This window comes from Aeromonas oralensis (assembly GCF_049665575.1).
Taxonomy (GTDB): Bacteria; Pseudomonadota; Gammaproteobacteria; order Enterobacterales; family Aeromonadaceae; genus Aeromonas; species Aeromonas hydrophila.
Genome location: NZ_CP187186.1, coordinates 1,695,138 through 1,713,628, shown reverse-complemented (window position 1 = coordinate 1,713,628; position 18,491 = coordinate 1,695,138). Strand labels below are relative to the sequence as shown.

Annotated in this window: 9 protein-coding genes and 1 pseudogene; 5 read left to right on the top strand and 5 right to left on the bottom strand. The window is 62.7% G+C overall.

The genetic code is table 11. The features are described 5' to 3' along the window. Positions 1-165: 165 nt before the first annotated feature. A pseudogene (gene flaA / locus ACPDZI_RS08185) lies at positions 166-1,076 on the bottom strand (flagellin A). A gap of 416 nt (positions 1,077-1,492) precedes the next feature. On the opposite strand from flaA, the gene ACPDZI_RS08180 reads away from it, so the two are divergent. Together ACPDZI_RS08180 and ACPDZI_RS08175 are read left to right on the top strand one after the other, a co-directional pair. After that, positions 1,493-2,125, top strand: coding sequence for a trimeric intracellular cation channel family protein (locus ACPDZI_RS08180; protein ID WP_438834327.1), 633 nt, complete (start codon positions 1,493-1,495; stop codon positions 2,123-2,125). 101 nt (positions 2,126-2,226) lie between these two features. Further along, a complete protein-coding gene (locus tag ACPDZI_RS08175; protein WP_039214967.1) occupies positions 2,227-2,619 on the top strand; it encodes a hypothetical protein in 393 nt (130 codons plus the stop codon). Between the two features lie 76 nt (positions 2,620-2,695). On the opposite strand, the gene thiI is transcribed toward ACPDZI_RS08175, so the two are convergent. Continuing rightward, complete coding sequence (thiI, locus tag ACPDZI_RS08170) at positions 2,696-4,144, bottom strand: tRNA uracil 4-sulfurtransferase ThiI (protein WP_438834326.1); 1,449 nt, start codon at positions 4,142-4,144, stop codon at positions 2,696-2,698. A 178-nt stretch (positions 4,145-4,322) separates the two neighbouring features. Here thiI and ACPDZI_RS08165 point away from each other — a divergent pair, with 178 nt between their 5' ends. After that, complete coding sequence (locus tag ACPDZI_RS08165; protein WP_438834325.1) at positions 4,323-5,282, top strand: hypothetical protein; 960 nt, start codon at positions 4,323-4,325, stop codon at positions 5,280-5,282. 101 nt (positions 5,283-5,383) lie between these two features. On the opposite strand, the gene pbpC is transcribed toward ACPDZI_RS08165, so the two are convergent. The 3 genes from pbpC to ACPDZI_RS08150 form a co-directional block, all read right to left on the bottom strand. Next, on the bottom strand, positions 5,384-7,756 hold the full coding sequence (gene pbpC, locus ACPDZI_RS08160) for a penicillin-binding protein 1C (protein WP_438834557.1): 2,373 nt from the start codon (positions 7,754-7,756) through the stop codon (positions 5,384-5,386). Between the two features lies 1 nt (position 7,757). After that, positions 7,758-12,647 carry an alpha-2-macroglobulin family protein gene (locus tag ACPDZI_RS08155; protein ID WP_438834324.1) on the bottom strand — a complete coding sequence of 1,630 codons (4,890 nt, stop codon included), beginning with the start codon at positions 12,645-12,647 and terminating at the stop codon, positions 7,758-7,760. Positions 12,648-12,813: 166 nt separating this feature from the next. Further along, positions 12,814-14,502 carry an FAD-dependent oxidoreductase gene (locus ACPDZI_RS08150; RefSeq protein ID WP_438834323.1) on the bottom strand — a complete coding sequence of 563 codons (1,689 nt, stop codon included), beginning with the start codon at positions 14,500-14,502 and terminating at the stop codon, positions 12,814-12,816. Between the two features lie 134 nt (positions 14,503-14,636). On the opposite strand from ACPDZI_RS08150, the gene ACPDZI_RS08145 reads away from it, so the two are divergent. Further along, positions 14,637-17,576, top strand: coding sequence for a sensor domain-containing phosphodiesterase (locus ACPDZI_RS08145; protein WP_438834322.1), 2,940 nt, complete (start codon positions 14,637-14,639; stop codon positions 17,574-17,576). 65 nt (positions 17,577-17,641) lie between these two features. Then, positions 17,642-18,460, top strand: coding sequence for a pyruvate formate lyase 1-activating protein (gene pflA / locus ACPDZI_RS08140; protein WP_011705579.1), 819 nt, complete (start codon positions 17,642-17,644; stop codon positions 18,458-18,460). The last annotated feature ends 31 nt before the right edge of the window (positions 18,461-18,491 follow it).

The following is an 18,491-nucleotide window of genomic DNA, read 5'->3' as shown; positions in this document are numbered from 1 at the left end:
GCTCAGGAGAATATGACCAAGCGTGACAGAACTGAACAGCTGTACAACACTTGGCTTTACTAGTAGAGAATAGATTCTCTCCCGATAGAACAGAGTGCGAACCGAACACCCCTTTGTTCCATCTCTTGACCAGGGCGGCCTGAACAACCGCCCTGTTTTCTTTTATCAGCCCTGCAGCAGGGAGAGTGCTGACTGCGGACGCTGGTTTGCTTGGGACAGTATGGTCGAGGCAGCCTGTTGCAGAATGTTCTGCTTGGTCAGGTTGGCGGTCTCTGTCGCGAAATCGGCATCGCGGATCCGTGAGCGCGCGGCACTGACGTTTTCAGAGACGTTCGCCTGGTTGCGAATGGTCGAATCGAACCGGTTCTGCACCGCACCCAGCTCCGCACGCTTGCTGTCCACCACCTTGATCATGTAATCCAGGTTGGCCATGGCCGACTGGGCAGAGCTTGCCGCAGTAATGGTCGACATACTGGTAGAGCTGACCGGAGTCCCTGCCGTCTTGGTGATGGTATAAGGCTCGCCGGTAGTCGTGGTCGCTACAGTTGCACTACCACTGGTCGCAGAGGCCATACCCGAAATACTGAACGCAGTGGTCATCCGGAACGTGATGGTCTGACCGGCATCGGCGCCCACCTGGAAGGAGCCTACATAACCCCCTTGAGCAGGTTCTGGCCACCGAAAGTGGTATCTTTGGCCACCCGGTCGATTTCTGTCATAAGCTGGGAGTACTCTTGCTGCAACGCGGTACGGTCATCGGTGTTGTTGGAGCCGTTGGCGGACTGTTGTGCCAGAGTACGCATCCGTTGCAGCATGGAGGTGATTTCATCCATGGCGCCTTCAGCAGTCTGGGCGACGGAAATGCCGTCGTTGGCGTTGCGGTTGCCCTGATCCAGACCATTGATCTGGGAGGTCAAACGGTTGGAAATCTGCAGGCCGGCAGCATCGTCTTTGGCGCTGTTGATGCGCAGACCAGATGCCAGACGGGTGTAGGATGTATCCAGAGATTTGTTGGTGTTCATCAGGTTACGCTGAGCGTTAAGCGATGAAACGTTCGTATTGATATAAAGACCCATGACCATTCTCCTAAGCTATTAAATTTACTATCTAATTTGCTCGAACTTTATTGTCTTTCCTGTTCGATGCGTCTTATTTAACGGCCTCTCTTTCGATGTCTTTAGCATTATTTTCAACGCTTCATCGCATTAACGCCGCTTACCCTATTTATCGGCATGTTCTCGTTGAACTTGAGGAAAAAAATGCTCTGTTCTTCCCGCTAAGTTCACTAGGCAAGCAACAGAGGGCGATAGGCGAGGCAGCGTGAACCTGGCTGGCCATCTGGTACCGTTCAGATACCATGACGACGGCCAGCAACATCACCGCCAGCAAAAACTTGGTCTGGCTCCCACTTCTTGCAGGCAGCCATTGGTCAGACGCCACAATCCCCCCTAAAATCGCGGCCCCATCAACAATTGGACGTGAGTTGTTCTCCATGCAGACACTGGTTGAGCAGATTGTTTACATCAGCGACATGTTTGGTACTGCGGTATTCGCGTTTTCGGGGGTTTTGGTGGCGGGCCGCCTCAGGATGGACGGTTTTGGTGTCATGGTGTTGGCGGCAGTCACCGCCATCGGGGGCGGTACCATCCGCGACATGATCCTGGGGGCCACCCCCGTCTTCTGGGTACGCGACCCTCTCTATATCTGGGTGATCATTGCCACGGCGCTCATCGGCATGTGGATGGTCAAGCTGCCCCGCCGCATGCCCTGGTACGTGCTGCCGGTCGCCGACGCCTTCGGGCTGGCACTCTTTACCGTGATCGGGGCGCAAAAGGCCCTCAACTTTGGTACATCAGGGCTGATAGCTGTATTGATGGGCACCATGACAGGGGTGGCTGGCGGCATGATCAGGGACGTGTTGGCCCGGGAAGTGCCCATGGTCTTGCAAAAAGAGATCTATGCCACCGCCTGCATCCTGGGGGGCATCCTCTATACCCTGGCACTGGAGATAAACGTGGATCGGGTGACCGCCATGCTCATCTGCATGACGGCGGTGTTCGGTTTGCGGGTGGCGGCCATCTATTGGCATTTGTCACTGCCCACCTTCTCCCTGCAGCGCAATTGATGCCGTGGCCAGGGGGCGAGTCGCACTCCTGGCCAGGTTGCGTTGAACCAAGCAGGCTTTTCTGTTGTCATAGGATTCAGTGTTGTAAGCCGGAATCCCTCATGCAAAAACTTGGACTCATCACATCACTGCTCTTGATGAATGTGGCAACGGCGCAGGCCGAAGCGCAGGTACTATTTGGACGGCTGGCTTCCACCCCGGTGCAGCAGTTCAACCAGCAGATCCGACAGGCAAGCACTGCCCAGCAGAGCTGGGTCAATGACTATCGTGAAGTGGCATTGCGTTTTGTTGGCCATAGCGACATCCCCAGTCGCATCCAGGCACAACAGCTGGACAACGATCTGGTGCTCTCCGTTGCCCTTGACGGCACCAAGAGCGACATGATCTACATCCTGACCCTGTTTCGCAGCAACAACCTGTGGCAGATGCGCCAGGCTGAGATGGGGTGGCGCTGCCAGGGGCAATCCACCTTTACCCCGGTACCCTGCCCTTAACGCAGGCCCTCTCTACCGAGTGAAATAAAAAATCCGGCTCATTGGCCGGATTTTTTATGCATGCTTGAACGTCACATTACGGACGGTACACCTTGACGTTGGCAAAGCCCTTCTCTTTCAGATAGAGCGCCTGCAGCTTGCTCATCACGCCGCGATCGCAGTAGAGCAGGTAGGTCTTCTCCTTGGGCAAATCGCCAAAGGCGGTGGCCAGCTTGAAGAAGGGGATATGCATGACCTCACGCCCTTCCACCTGCAACGGCTTCTCGTCGTGCTCGTCCATGGCGCGGATATCGAGGATCACCTCGTTGTCGCCACTCTCGGCGGTAGTCTCCACTTCCTGCACCTCGGCAGCGGTCTCTTCACCGATGCGACGAATGTCGAGGTAACGGGCCTCGGCCACCACCTTGTCCAGAATGGCGAAGTCGAAGTTCCCCTCTTCCTCTTCAATGCGCGCCAAATCGGCCTTCACGGTCGGCTTCTTGGAGATAACACCGCAATACTCCGGCATGGTCTCGGCGAACTCCAGAGTACCGATGCGACGGGCTTCGCTGATGATGTCCGGCTTGTCCCAGGTGATAAGCGGGCGCAGGATCACCTTGTCGGTCACCCGGTCGATGACGTTCAGGTTGGTGAGGGTCTGGCTGGAAACCTGACCCACGCACTCGCCGGTCACCAGCGCCGGGATCTGGAACTCGTCGGCCACCTTGGCGGCGGCACGCATCATCATCCGCTTGAGCACCACCCCCATCTGGCCGTTGTCGATCTTCTCGAGGATCTCGGCCACCACCGGCTCAAAGTCCACCGCGGTGAAACGCACCCGGTGGGAAGAGCCGAAGCGGTTCCACAGGTGATAGGCCACCTGCTTGACACCGATCTCGTGAGCGGCGCCACCCAGATTGAAGAAGCAGTAGTGCACCCGGCAGCCGCGCTTGATGAACTGGAAGGAGGCCACACCGGAGTCAAAACCGCCGGAGATGAGGCTCAGCACATCTTCCTGAGTAGCGATGGGCATGCCGCTCAGCCCCTGATGGATGGCGCTGACGATGAAGAGCTCTTCGCCGTCAATCTCGAGGTTGATCTTCACATCCGGATTCTTGAGGCGCACGCCGTTGCTTTCACAGTGCTGGTTCAAACCACCTCCCACGTAGCGCTCAATCTCGAGAGAGGAGAACTCGTGCTTGCCGTGGCGCTTGGCGCGCACGCAGAAGGTTTTCCCCTCGAGTTGGTCACCCCACACGGCTTTCACCTGCTCGAAGATGTCGTGCAGGTCGGTAAACTTGCTGGCCTGCACCTCAAGGAAGGCCTGAATGCCGGGAATGCAGGCCAGGGCTTCGATGGCCTGTTCACGGAACTGGTCATTACGCGAGCTCACGATCAGCTTGTCCCAATCCATCCGCACCCGGGCATCGTCGTCGAAGCGGCGCAGGACATTGCGGATATTGCCCTGCAGGATCTTGATGAAACGCTGGCGAACCGACTTGCTCTTGATGGTGATTTCCGGGAACAGCTTGATAATGAACTTCATGGTAATGACTCGGGTGACCTTGATTTAAGGGCGCGAATTATATCAGAACTTTGTGGCCAGCGCCTACTGGATGAGCGTTTGCTCACATTCCCCCACGCAATGTTTGCCGCACCAAGGCAATCTTGCGTATATTCCCGAACCTGCGTCCCGGCAACATTCCTGACCACAGACCCATTCGATGAAGACCTACATCTACTACCCCGGCATGGAAGTGCGCGACGAGCTCTGGCTCAAGTTTGCCCTGCTCTATCTGGAGCGGCTCGCCTTCGTCTTCACCGTCAGTGAGAAGAGCGGCCTCACCGCCCTGCTGCAGACGCTCGAACAGGAGACGGACCTGCTGGCCGAGCGGCCGGATGCCGCCTTCTTTGCCGCCATCACTCCCCAGCTGGAGAGTCAGCTGAGCAGCCTGCTCGCCCCCGACTTCGTGCGTCACAAGGTGTTTGGCAACAAGGAGTTGATCGGTCGCTGGCGCACGCCAGCCAACCACGACTGCTTCTGCCCGGCCCAGGCAGGGCTGGAGCGGCTGCACGGCTTTTGCCTGGCACACGGTTTTGCCAGCCGGGAAGAGGGCGGGTTCAGGATGGCACGGCGTTTTGCCAACCTGCTCTCCATGCGGCTCGCCCGCGAGTGGGCACTCGCCAATGAGGGGGCCCTCATCACCGATCACGACTATCTGGACCGGCTGCTGCACCTGCTTGAATCCCGCTATCACAACCGGGGGGGGCAGGATTGCTTCCACCTCGAGATCCCGCTGCAAGTGCCCACTCACCTGGTCGACATCCCGTTTGCAGAGCTCATTGCCCTGCGCAGTCGCAGCGGCTTTCGCCAGCAGCTGGCCGAGTTTAATCAGGCGCTCGATGCCCTGCTCGCCATGCTGGGCAGCGGCTACGCAGAGCCCGCCGTTCTGACCCGCTTCGAGCAGGCCCAGCAGGGGCTCAACCAGCTGCTGGGGCCGCAGACCCAGAGCCTGCCGCTCACTACCCTGGTGAGTACCGGCCTGCCTGCCATGGCGATGATCCATCGCCTCAAGGCAAGCCATCCAGACAGCAAGCTGGTGTTTCACTCCATCAAGAAGAGCCACTTCCACCAGCGCAAGAGTCAGCACTTCTTCACCCGACTGGGTCAGGTCAAGCCCTGAGTCCGCGACGCCCTGCTAGGAAATCGACAATCTGCTGACGGCATCGGAGCCATCCCCCGATGTCGTCAATATTCTGACACCCCAAAGAGAGGCGCCTCCCCTCAGGAGGGATTTTCCAAGCGAAACTCGATGCGATCGCTGTTGCCTGCTTCATCCACCACCACCAGCTGATAGCGCCCCGCCACACTCAGCACCTGATCCCCATCCCTGCGCAGCCGCTGGCCGTTGAGAAACCAGGCTGGCTTGCCGACACCGCCGAGCACCTTGGGCTGCAGCCGGTAACGCTGGCTGCGGATAAGGCTGCCCTCCCCCAGCGCCACGATGCGAATGGGAGCCTGCAGCTCGGCGCTCTGCCCCTCCCCCGCGCAGCCGCTGGCCAGCAGCGCCTGCCGCCGCTCGCCGGGTGTTCGCCACGGCTCCAGCGACAATGGCCAGAGGGCCCGAAAGCCGGATTGCGCCGCATCTTGGCAGCGGGCCAGAGTCGGCTTGCCCGCGGCGGTCAATGCAACTTGACGCAGCGGCGAGGGCCAATCCATGGGGTCCGGCAAGGTGGGAGGATCGCGCCCTTCCAGCAACCAGGCGCTCTGACGCTGCAAACAGGCCTCTGGCAAGGTCGAGCTCATTTTGCGCCCCAGCGGCCAGCAGATCTCGGCTTCGCTCACCGTATTGGGTTGTGCCGGCAGGGGGCTGTTGTCAGCAAGCCGCGAGTAGACCGAAAGCAGCAGCGGCACCGCCGCGCTCTGGCCGTAAAAACCGGGCATGGGGGTGCCGTCGGGGCGCCCAAGCCAGACGCCGATGGTCCAGCGGCCGGAGACCCCCATCGCCCAGCTGTCGCGGTAGCCATAGCTGGTGCCGGTCTTCCAGGCCAGTCGATTGACCCGGCCGGTCGCCTCGCTGGCAAAGGGTTGGTCCGCCCGTCCCTGCGCGCTCAATATTTGCCAGATGATCCAGGCCGCTCCCGGACTCAGCAAGGGGCGCGACACCGCCTGCTGCCCCGCCAGCCAAACCGGCATCGCCACCTGCCCCTGCCGGGTCAGTGCGCTGTAGAGGGCAACCAGTTGCTCGAGCCGAATTCCCGCCGCACCCAGCGCTATGGCCGGATTGGGCTTGTCGGAAAGGGCCAGCCTCACCCCGGCGTTGTCGAGACGGCTGACCAGTTTGTCGGGCCCCAGCGCCTCCAGCACCTGCACCGCCGGCACGTTGAGGGATTGCTGCAGCGCCTGGGCGAGGGTTACCGGCCCCTGAAAGGCGCCGGAAAAATTGGCGGGGCGATAGTCCGAGCCCAGCCTTGGCGCATCGGAGAGCAGGGAGGCCGAGTGCACCAACCCTTCGTCCATGGCCAGACCGTAGATGAAGGGCTTGAGGGTGGAGCCGGGAGAGCGGATCGCCTGCACCATGTCCAGATAACCGTGGCGGCGCAAATTGCCATACTCGGCACTTCCCACATAGGCGCGCACCGCCATGGTTTTGTTGTCGACCAGGAGCAACGCCGCTGAGGTTTGCTCGGGGAAGCGCCGGATATAGCTTGCCACCCGCCCCTCCAGCCAGCGCTGCAGATCGCCGTCTATGGTGGTGTGCACCAGCGCTCCGGCCTGATTGTCGGCGGCGAGACGGGCAAAGAGCGGCGCCTCCATCGGCGTAAAGTGGCCGCGGGCCAGCACCGGCTCGATGCGCCCCTCCAGCCACACCTGTTCGGGCCAGACACCTTGCGCTACCAGCCGCTGCATCACCTTGTCACGGGCGGTGCGGGCCCGCTCGGGATGCCGGTCCGGTCGGTTGCGGCTGGGAGCCTGCGGCAGCACCGCCAACAGCGCCGCCTCGGCATAGGTCAGCTTGGCGGCGCTCTTGCCGAGATAGGCAAAACTTGCCGCCTGCACCCCCTCCAGATTGCCGCCAAAGGGCGCCCGGTTCAGATAGACAGTGAGCAGGGTGCGCTTGTCGTAGTGCCACTCCAGCTGCAGTGCGCGCGCCATCTGGCGCAGCTTGCCGGGCACGCTCCTGTGGTAGGGCTCGATAAGACGGGCCACCTGCATGGTGAGGGTCGAGCCCCCCGACACGGCGCGCCCATAGCGCAGCCACTGACCGATGCCGCGCACCATGGCCACCGGATTGACCCCGGGATGACGCCAGAAGTAGCGATCCTCGTAGCCCAGCAGCGCCTCGATATAGCGGGGGGAGACCTGCTCCAGGGTCACGGGGTAGCGCCACACGCCGCTGGTATCGGCAAAGGCGCGCAGCGGCCGCCCCTTCATGTCGAGCACCACCCGTGCGTAGGCAGGGTCGAGTGGCGGCGGCGGGAACAATCGATCCAGCGCCAGCAATGACAGGAGCAGTGCTACAACGCCCAGCACCGAAAAGCGCAGCCAGCGTTGCAGGCCACCAAGCCAGTGCCAGCCAGCGCGGCCAGTGCGCCCCAGGCTCAGCCAGCCACGCTGCCAGAAAGTGAGCGGGCGAACCCGCTCAAGGGAGGGAATGTTACTCAGAGATGATCACCTCATGGATATCCTCACCCACGGCACGCAGCTCGGGTCGGTACATATCCTCCACCTGGGTCGGCGGCACCTGATAGCGACCCGGCGTCACCGCCCGCATCAGGTAGACCAGTTGCTGGTTGCTCCCCTCACTCAGATCCAGCGCTGCCGTATAGCGGTCGTCGCGAAACTCCTGATGCTTGAGATAGTCGTTCCACTCGCTCTGCCACGCCGGTTTCCCCTCGATGGAGAGCTCTTCGAGCTTGATGCTGTTGCCAAGGGCCGGGTTCTCCAGCTCGAAGCCGGCGGGCACCATCTCCACCAGCAGGGCATCGGGCACCGCCGATTCGCTGCTGACGTTGAGCCGCACCACCACCAGATCGCCGACCTTCACCTTGGCGGGATCAAACGGCTGACCGTCGCTGTTGAACCAGCTGCGGGTCACACTCATCCCCTTGCTGATCCGTGCCGGTGCCTGTTCGGGGTAACCGACCAGAGTGCGCTGCACATAGAGGGATCCCTTGCCCTCGTTGGTGACGGTGCTCGCCGCCAGCGCCTCGGGGGCGCCCTGCTGCAGCGGAGCCGAACCGCTCAGGGATCCACTGCCAAGAGAGGAAGTTACCTTGGCCTGCCAGTCGGCGGCCGGATCGAAGCGGGCGAGTCGCAGCAGGGCGAGCCGCTCCTGAGTGCTGAGCCACTGACGGTGAGCCAGGGTATCGGCCACCTTGGCGCTGAGGGCTGGCCAGCGATCCATCGCCAGCTTGTGCTGGCGCAGCAGGGAGAGCTCAAGGGCTTGGTCACGCAGCGGTGAGCCATAATCCCCGAGATAGTCGTCCCCGCGCTCGCTCGCCAATGCCCGGCTGAGGGCTTTGGCTGCATTCTGCTCATCCCCCATGGCCGAGAGCGCCAGCGAGAGGTGCAAGAGCGGCAAACCTGAGCGTGCGTGATCGGCCTGCTGCTCCCAGACAAGGCGCAGGGTAGCGAGCGGTGCCTTGCCCACCCGGGCCAGCACATAGGCGCTGTAGGCCTGATAGGCCAGCCGGCTGTGCTCGGGGGCACTGCTCCAGCGCTCACCATACTGACTGTCGGTGAGATAGCTCTGCAGCCGGTTCAGCGCCTGATTGAGCATCGCCTCCGGCACTGCGTCGCCCGCCTCCTTGCGCGCCAGCAGGTAATCGGCGGCGTAGGCGGTGAGCCACTGCTCCTCGTCGGAGCGGCCATCCCAGAGGCCAAAGCCGCCGCTTGGCAGTTGCAACCGCTGCAGCCGTTGCAGCAGGGCGCGTTGCACATCCGCCTCGCTCGCCGCTTTCTTGCCCTCTGCGGGTTTGCTCCAGGCGACCCGCTCATCCGCCGTGGTCAGCAAGTAAGGCCAGGCACGGGACAGGGTCTGCTCCAGACAGGCGTAGGGGTAATCGGCCAGCGCCTGCCACTGGGCTGCCGGATCCCAGAGGGGAGTGCCGGAGAGGCTGAGCAGCCCCTGCAGGTTGGCGCGATCCAGCCCGGCCAGCTCAGCTGGCGCAAAGCTCATCTGCTGGCCGGGGGACAGCATCTGATAGCGCTGGCGAGTCTCGGCCGGCCAGGGGGAGCGCAGCGGCAGATACCAGTCGCGGCTGATGGCAAAATCCTTGCCGCTGGCCGCCAACTGCAGGCTCGCCACACCGCTCGCCCCGGTCACGGTGAGCGGCAGGGTCAGCCACTGCTCCTCGCCGTTTTTAAGGGAAAGGGTGCCGGGCAGCTCGCCATTTGCCTTGAGCCCGCCGTTGAGGGTCCAGGCAAGGGAGAGGGTCTGATCCTCGCCGCTCATGTTGCGCAGCTGCACCAGCGCCCGGGTCTCATCGCCTCTGGCGCCAAAGCGCGGCCAGCCAATTTCGGCCACCAAGGGCGCCACCACCTTGACGGCGCGCTCGGCCTCCCCGACTTGCTGTTCGTTCCAGGCCAGCGCCATCAGTGCCAGCTCGCCGTTGAAGTTGGGCAGATCGAGCGGGATCACCGCCTTGCCGCTCTCATCAAAACTCACCTCGCCACTCCACAGCGCGGCGATCTCGACCCGGCTCTCAAGCGCGCCGCCCTTTTTCAGCGGCGCCCGATCGCCGCCGTAGTTGAGGCGGGCCAGCTTGCCATCTTGCGGCGGGATCACCTGGCCGTAGTTGTCGAACAAATCTTGAGCGAAGCGCTTGCGACCAAAGAAGATCTCGAACGGGTCGAGGGGCTGGTAGTCGCTGATATTGAGCACGCCCCGATCCACCGCCGCCAGCACCACCCGTCCCTGACTGTTGGGGGTGGAAGTGGCGGTCACTTCCAGCCGGGTGAGCGGCACCGCTTTATCAGGCGCGCTCAGGGTGAGTGGCAGACGGCGCGCTTCCCGATCCAGGGTGAGCGGCACCAGCCCGACCGAGCGCAGGCTCTGTCCCTGCTGGCTGCTGACCGGTTTGGAGGCGCTGTCTGGCGCGGCGATCTGGGCCGAGATATGCAGATCGTGGCGCTGCCACTCGGGACTGACCGGGATCTCGAACTCGCCGCGGGCATCCTTGGCATCGCCACCGGCCCCCTTGAGCTCGATACGCTGCCACCAGCGCAGGCCGTCGCCATCTTCCACCAGCAGCAAGCCCTTGCCGGGGCGCGGGGCTACCAGCGTCACTTTGGCCTTGTCGCCCGCCTGATAGGCGCGTTTGTCGAGAGTGATGGCAATCTTGTCAGGCCGTGCCTGCTCGCCACCACCGCCCCAGGCGTAACTGCCTATCTCCACCCGCAGGCTGGATTGATGGCCCTGACTGTTCTCAACCTCCAACCGATACCAGCCCGCCGCCAGTTGCAGCGTGAGCGGGGTCGGCCCCTTGCCATCCAGCTGCAGGGCCTGCTCCTGCTCCAGATAGGGCTGACTGTTGAACTCGTACTTCCACCCCTCGCCATCGGCGTAGTGCCAGTAGTAGTCGCGGTATTCGTTGATGAGGCGCACCTTCACCGCCCCCGCCACCGGCTGGCCTTGCTCATCGAGGTTGAGGATCTGGAAGGGGAGCGGCTTGCCCCCCTCTACCCGATCAGCCACAAAATCGGCCTTGAGCGCCGGCCACTGGCTGCCCGCGGGCCAGCCATACTGAGTGCGGCTGCGATTGACGGCGCGGCCACCGGGCTCGGCGAGCGACACCCGATAGGCCACCTCCAGCGGCCCGAGGGCGCGCACCCCATCGAGTTCATCAGCAAGCGAAAAAGTCCCCTGCCCCTGCGCATCGAGGGTGAGATTGAGAGGCTCGAGATCCTTGCCCTGCTCGGCAAGCAGCACGTCACCCAGAGTGAACTCCTGCCACTGGGTAAAAGGCATGGTGGCGCGGCTTAACTTCACCTCCGCCTTGGCCTTGGTGGCACTGGCCGGCGCGCCGTAGAGATAGTCCCCCTGCAGTTGCAGGCTGAGGGCGGCGTCCAGACTCGTCACTTCCCCATCCGGCCCCTTGCCAAGCTGCAGTTTCAACCGTTCCGGCAAAAATTCCTCCACCAGAAAAGGCCACTCGAAGCGGCTACCAGCGGCAGTCTTGAGGTTGATGGTCCAGCGCCCGAGCGGCGCATCGTCCGGCAGACGCAAGCCGTAATGGGCGGCGCCCAAATTGTCCGGCAACAGCCGTTTCTGTTCGAGCAGTTGGCCGTCCGGCTGCTTCACCTCCAGCTCCACCGCCATGCCCGGCAGCAGCTGGCCATCCTGCCCCTTGAGCAGGATCTCGCTGTCGAGCCGCTCGCCGGGGCGATAGAGATCGCGCCCGCTAAAGAGATAAAGCTGCTGGGCCTGCCAGGGCTGGGTGCCGAGATCGAAGGTGGAGAGATCGAGCGCAGCCCCATCGAGGCGCAGCACCGCCAGATGGTTGCCCTGTTCGGCCAGCAACAAGCGAGCACCCTGCACTTGATCGAAGCGACGATGGCCCTGCGGATCAGTGGTTTGCATCTGCAGCCGGTTGCCCTTCTCGTCGAGCAGGGAGAGCTGCACATCCTTGAGCGGGTCGGCGCTGGCCAGGGAGCTCACGAACACCTCCAGCTGATCGCGGTAGCGGCGGGCACTGAGCCCCATGTCGCTCACCGCAAAATAGGTGGTCTCCTTGCGCCAGTCGTAGTTGCCAAGGGGCGACATCACCGCAAAGTAGACGCCGGCCTCCGCCAGCTGCGGCTCCTTCACATTGATGAGGCGGGTCTCGCGCCGGTTGGCATCAAGCTCCAGCGCGTAACGGCCGCTGAACACCCGCTTGGCCCGCTTGGTGATCTGCTCAAGCTCCCAGTTGCCCATGCCGGCACCGGGGCGATACTCGGCCAGGAAGCGGGGTAGGTATTCCGCATCGACCCGGAAGAAGTCGATATTGACCTCATCCACGTTGACCGCGCTGATGGGCAGGCGCAGCTCGTCGCGCAGCGGCAATACCATGCCACTGGCGGTAAAAGAGGCTCCCGCCTCCAGCGGCCGGGTCTTGAGGGTCCAGCTCTGGGGGGATGGGCCCAGCCCCGCCTTGAGGCTCACCTCATAGCTTTTGTCGGGCTGCACGTTCGGGAAATAGAGGGTGCGACCATCGTCGGCCAGGATCCACTCCCCCTGCACCTGCTTGCCCCCTTCACTGACCCCGAGCCAACTCTGCCAGTTTGCCTTGGGCGCCAGGGGGCCGGAGAAGACCAGCGCCAGCGCCGGGGCATCCCGATATTGACGGGCATTGGCCTGCACTACAGAAGTTGGCGCCCCGGCCTCCTGCCGGGCTGTGGATTCTGTGTTCTGCCCACTGGCGACAGGTTTGTCGGGGCCGCAACCGGCCAGCAGCAAACCGGCCAACCCGGACAGCAGCAGGGCCGACCAGCGGCGCCCGGGGGCGGTCATCTGTTGCGGTGAGGAACAAGAGAGGCGAGGGTGAGAGTCGACGCGGCGCATAAAATGTCATCCCTGATTGGCTCGCTGCCAGTGCAGCGCAATAGCCAACAGGATAAGGGATCAGGCTCGCTTGACACAAAACTCATTGCATTTAAAACGCCAGCAGCCTCCGCCAGATGCAACAGCGCCGACCCTGGGGTCAGCGCTCTCTTGCGGCTGTGGCGGGTTACTCCATCACCGCCATCTGCCAGGTCTTGAAGCCGCCGGAGAGGTTCTTGACCTTGAAGCCGTGCTGGCTCAACAGGCGACAGGCCACGTGACCGCGCAAACCCACCTGGCAGCTGATGAGCAGCTCTTTATCCCTGGGCAGCTCATGGAGGCGGCCGCGCAGCTCATCGAGGGGGATGTGCAAGGCGCCCGGGATGCGACCCAGCTTGTCGAGTTCGGGACCATTGCGCACGTCCAGCACCTTCTGATGGGGGTGACGGGCCGCTACCTCGGCTGCGTGGCAGAGCAGGGTATCCCCCTTCAAGTGGTTGCTGGCCACGAAGCCGGCCATGTTGATCACGTCCTTGGCCGAGCCGAAGGGCGGTGCATAGGTGAGCTCCAGATCCTGCAGATCAAACACGGTGAGACCGGCGCGCTGGGCCACCGCCAGCACGTCGATGCGCTTGTCGACCCCGTCCTTGCCGATGGCCTGGGCGCCGTAAATCTTGCCATCGGGGGCAAACAGCAGCTTGAGGCTGACCGGGTGGGCACCGGGGTAGTAACCGGCGTGGCTGCCCGGGTGGACATAGGCCTTCTCGAACGGCAGCCCCAGCTGCAGCAGCCGCTTCTCATTGAGGCCGGTGCTGGCTACCGCCAGATCGAACAGCTTGCAGATGGCGGTCCCTTGCGTTTTCTTGTAGGTTTCGGCTCGACCCAGCATGTTGTCGGCGGCGATGCGCCCCTGCCGGTTGGCGGGGCCCGCCAGCGGGATTAGCACAGACTCGCCGGTGACGAAGTCGATCTCCTCCACCGCATCCCCCACCGCATAGATGAAGGGATCCGAGGTTCGCATGCCGGCGTCCACCTTGATGCCGCCGCGCGGCCCCAGCTCCAGCCCCGCCTTGGCGGCGAGCAGCGTCTCGGGCTTGACGCCGATGGCGAGGATCAGCAGCCCGGTATCGAGCCGGGTGCCATCACTCAAGGTCAGGCGTAATCCACCCCTTTGTTCTGTGGCCACGGCAGCGGTTTTTTCCGCCAGCACATCCAAGCTCTCGATGGCCGAGAGGCCGGTGCGCAGGCGCAGATCGATGCCCTCCTCCCGGATACGGGCATGGAGCATGTTGGCCATCTCTTTATCCACCGGCGCCATCACCTGATCGGAGAGCTCCAGCAAGGTGACGTCCAGCTTGCGCTGGTGCAACGCCTCCATCATCTCCAGCCCGATGAAACCGCCTCCCACCACGGTGACGTGGCGCGGCTGATCGTGCGCCAGCGCCGCCAGAATGCGATCCATGTCGGGAATATTGCGCAAGGTGCGCACACCCGGGCTGTCGATGCCAGGGAACGGAGGCCGGATGGGGGCCGCCCCCGGGCTCAGCAGCAGCACGTCATAGGCTTCACGGCGCTCTTCGCCGGTCAGCAAGTTGCGCACCAGCAGGCTCTTGCCGGCCTTGTCTATCTCGATGACGTCGTGAAAGACCCGCACATCCACGTTGAAGCGGCGTTTGAAGCTCTGGGGGGTCTGCAACAGCAGTGCATCCCGGTTGGGGATGTCGCCCCCGATGTGATATGGCAGCCCACAGTTGGCGAAGCTGACGAACTCGCCCCGCTCGAACACCACAATTTCCGCTTCTTCGCTCAGACGGCGTGCTCTGGCCGCCGCAGAGGCACCACCAGCCACACCGCCTACAATCAGGATCCGTTTCATCAGCAAGACTCCAGTAAACGACAGATTGTCATTAAATTAGCGATTTCTAATTTAGAATTCAATGAAATTTTGTTTGTACCGATTTTGCAGTATTCTTGCCACCCGACAGTCGTTCAACAGGATGTTATCAGTTCATGTCGTCAACCGCGCTCAGTCACCTTTCTTCTGCCAGCCAGACACCGCTGTTCTTTCGTCTGGACGTGCGCAGCCAGCGGCTGGTCGCCCTGACCGATGTGATGCAAACCCCGCTCTACTGGCTCGATGAGCCCAGAGGCCCCTGGCCGGCTCAGTTGCCGGATGCGCTGCGCCTGCCCATCGAGCAGGCGCTCACCAGCGGCCATGGCGGCAAGCTGGTGCTGCGCTTTGCCGGCCAGCAATGGCACGTCGCCCTCTCCCACGAACAAGATGCCTTCTGGCTCATCTGCCTGCAGACCCTGCGCCAGGAGCCGGTGGCCGATCTGGCGCTGCACCTGCCGCGCCTGAGCCAGATGGCGAGCCAGCAGCAGTTTGCCGCCATGCTGGAGACCCTCAAGGAGAGCCTGGGGGCCGATCGCCTCATTCTCTGGCACTATCAGGCCAACGGTCCCCTCGGCAGCGAACAGCTGACCCCGGTCTTCACTCTCGGTGCCGACGAAGTGGCCGCCATTCGCGGCGACAGCCGCTACATCCGCGCCCTGCGCACCCGCAAATCCCTGAGCTTTTCGGAGGCGGCGCACCAGCCCATGCTGAGCCAGCACTACTACCTGGCCAATGCGGGGGTGAGCTCGCGCCTCGACGGCGCATTGCTGGAGCAGGAAAAACTCATCGGCGTGCTGAGCCTCGAATACCTCAACGCCACCCCGCTCAGCGAGGAGATGCTGCAACTGGTGCGGCACAGTGCCCAGTTGCTCGGCCACTGGCAACCGCTCCCTGAACCTGTGCACAACCCTGTGCTGGCCCTGCCGGCCGAGCTCGCCCTGCTGACCGGCATCGCCTATTGCCGCGCGCTGGTGCGCTGGGGCATGAGCGTCAGCGGTGCGCGCATCGGCTGGATTGGCGAGTACCAGCCCCGTGGCCAGGATCTCTGGATGATCCCGCGCTGCGTGCTGGAGGGGGAGACCTTCTCGGTACTCAAACCCATCCAGATGGACCCGGGCCCCGGCCAGGAGCTGTTCCAGCACGGCCAGGCGGTCTATGTGGAAGACCTGCCCCTGCGCTATCCCCAGGCCAGCCAGCTGCTGGCACTCAATGCCCCCGTCTATGTCGGCATTCCGCTGCACGGCCAGCACGGCGCCCCCATCGGCCAGCTCACCCTGTTGCTCGACACACCGCTGGCCGACCCCATGCCACTGCTCGACGCCCTCAGCAGCCAGCACGAGCGGGCCGCCGTCGAGTTGCAACGATTGGCCGCCGACGATGCACTGCGGCTGGCCGAGGTGGCCTTCAACACCCACGACGGCCTGCTGGTGATGGATCACAAAGGGATCATCCTCAAGGTCAACCGCTCCTTTGTCCGCATTACCGATTTTGCCGACGATGAGATGATCGGCCAGCATATCGTCCGGCTCAGGCCCACCTACTATGGCGATCACCTGGCGCAGGATGTACGCGAGGCGGTGGCGGCCCAGGAGTTCTGGATGGGGGAAGAGCGCTGCCTGCACAAGGATGGCCACCTGTTCCCGGTGCGCTTGATGGTAAGCGGCGTGCAGGACGAGCACGGCGAGATCAGCCACTACGTCTGCAGCTTCTACGACATCAGCAAGGAGAAGGAGGCGGCACGCCACATCGAGCAGCTCGCTTACTACGACGATCTGTGCGGCCTCTACAACCGCCGCAGCCTCAACGACATCATGCAGCGCACTCTGCAGGAGGCCAGCGGCCAGTGGGGCGCCCTGCTGCTGGTGGATCTGGACAACTTCAAGTCGATCAACGACTCCCTCGGCCATGCCTGCGGCGATCTGCTGTTGCAGGCGGTGGTGGAGCGGCTCAAGGGGCTGCCGCAGGACAACCTGGTGCTGGCCCGTATCTCGGGGGACGAATTCGCCCTGCTGTTCAGCGCCCTGGGCCAGGGCTATGTCACCGCCAAGATCCTGGCCGAACACTTCGCCCGCGAGCTGATGGGGCTGTTTCGCATTCCGTTCGATATCGAGGATCACAAGCTGCACTGCAGCGCCTCGGTGGGGATCAGCCTCTTCTCCAGCGAGGACAAGGATCACCTGGTGCTGATGCAGCAGGCCGACACCGCCACCCACATGGCCAAGCGATCCGGCCAGGGCAATTATGTGTTCTTCAGCGAAGCGATGGCCGAAAAAGAGAAGAGCAAGCTGGCGCTCAACAACCAGCTGCGCGACGCCCTGCGCCACCACGAGCTGCAGTTGCACTATCAGCCGCAATACCGGGTCGACAATGGTGCGCTGTCCGGCATCGAGGCGCTGCTGCGCTGGCAACGCAGCGATGGCAGCATGGTGCCACCGGCGGAGTTCATCCCCATCGCCGAGGAGACTAGCCTCATCCAGGACATCGGCTACTGGGTGATGAAGACCGCCTGCGCCCAGTACAGCTTCTGGCTCAATCGCGGGCTGGCCATTCCCCACCTGTCGGTCAACGTCAGTGCCCGCCAGTTCCACACCGTCGGCTTCGTGCAGCAGGTGGAATACATACTGCGCGATACCGGGGTGCCTCCTTCCCGCCTGCTGCTGGAGGTGACCGAATCCGTGGTGCTGGAGAACCGGCTGGAAAGCATCGCCAGAATGCGCCAGCTCAAGGAGCTCGGCATCCTGCTCTCCATCGATGATTTCGGCACCGGCTACTCGTCGCTCGCCTACCTGCGCGACCTGCCGGCGGACGAGGTGAAGCTTGACAGAAGCTTCATTCAGACCCTGGTACACAGCGAACAGGACAAGGCCATCGTCAAGGCGATCCTGGAACTGGCCAAGGTTTTTCGTTTTACCGTCACCGCCGAAGGGGTGGAGGATGAAGAGCAGCTCGCCATCCTCAAATCCCTCGGATGCCAGCATTATCAAGGCTTCCTGACCAGCCGGCCGCTCACCGCCAAAGCCCTCGAGAGCCTTCTGGGTGCCGCGGTACCGGGCTAAACATGTAGGATTTATAGGGCTTTATGTAATAAAATAACGGCCTGCTCGAATCATTGGAGTCGTCTATGTCTGTCATTAATCGGATCCCCGCTGTCGAAGTCAGCGCCACCGCCGCTGAAACCAGTGTGACCGCCGATGCATCCGGGGTCATTGGCCGGATCCATTCCGTTGAAACCTGCGGCACCGTCGATGGCCCCGGAATACGCTTCATCGTGTTCATGCAGGGCTGCCTGATGCGCTGCAAGTACTGCCACAACCGCGACACCTGGGACACCCAGGGCGGCCGCGAGGTGACAGTGCCGGAGTTGATGAGCGACATCACCAGCTATCGTCACTTCATGAATGCCTCGGGCGGCGGCGTCACCGCCTCCGGTGGCGAAGCCATGTTGCAGCAAAATTTCATCGCCGAACTGTTCGCCGCCTGCAAGGAGAAGGGCATCCACACCTGCCTCGACACCAACGGCTTCGTGCGCCACTACGACGAGCAGCTCGACAAGGTGCTCGACAATACCGATCTGGTGCTGCTCGACATCAAGCAGATCAACGACGACAAGCACATTCCGCTGACCCACGTCAGCAACAAGTACACCCTGGAGTTTGCCCGCTATCTGGCCGCCAAGGGCAAGACCATGTGGATCCGCTACGTGGTGGTACCGACCTGGTCGGACGACGACGAGAGCGCCGAGGGGCTCGGCCAGTTCATCGCCGAACTGGGAGAGTGCGTCGAGAAGGTGGAACTGCTGCCCTACCACGAACTCGGCAAGCACAAGTGGGACGTACTGGGCGACACCTATGATCTCAACGGGATCAAGCCACCCAGCAAGGAGACCATGGACCGCGTCCAGGGCATCCTCGCCAAGTACCACAACAACGTCAAATACTGATAGCTCAGGGGCTGGCCGGGAACACGCCGGC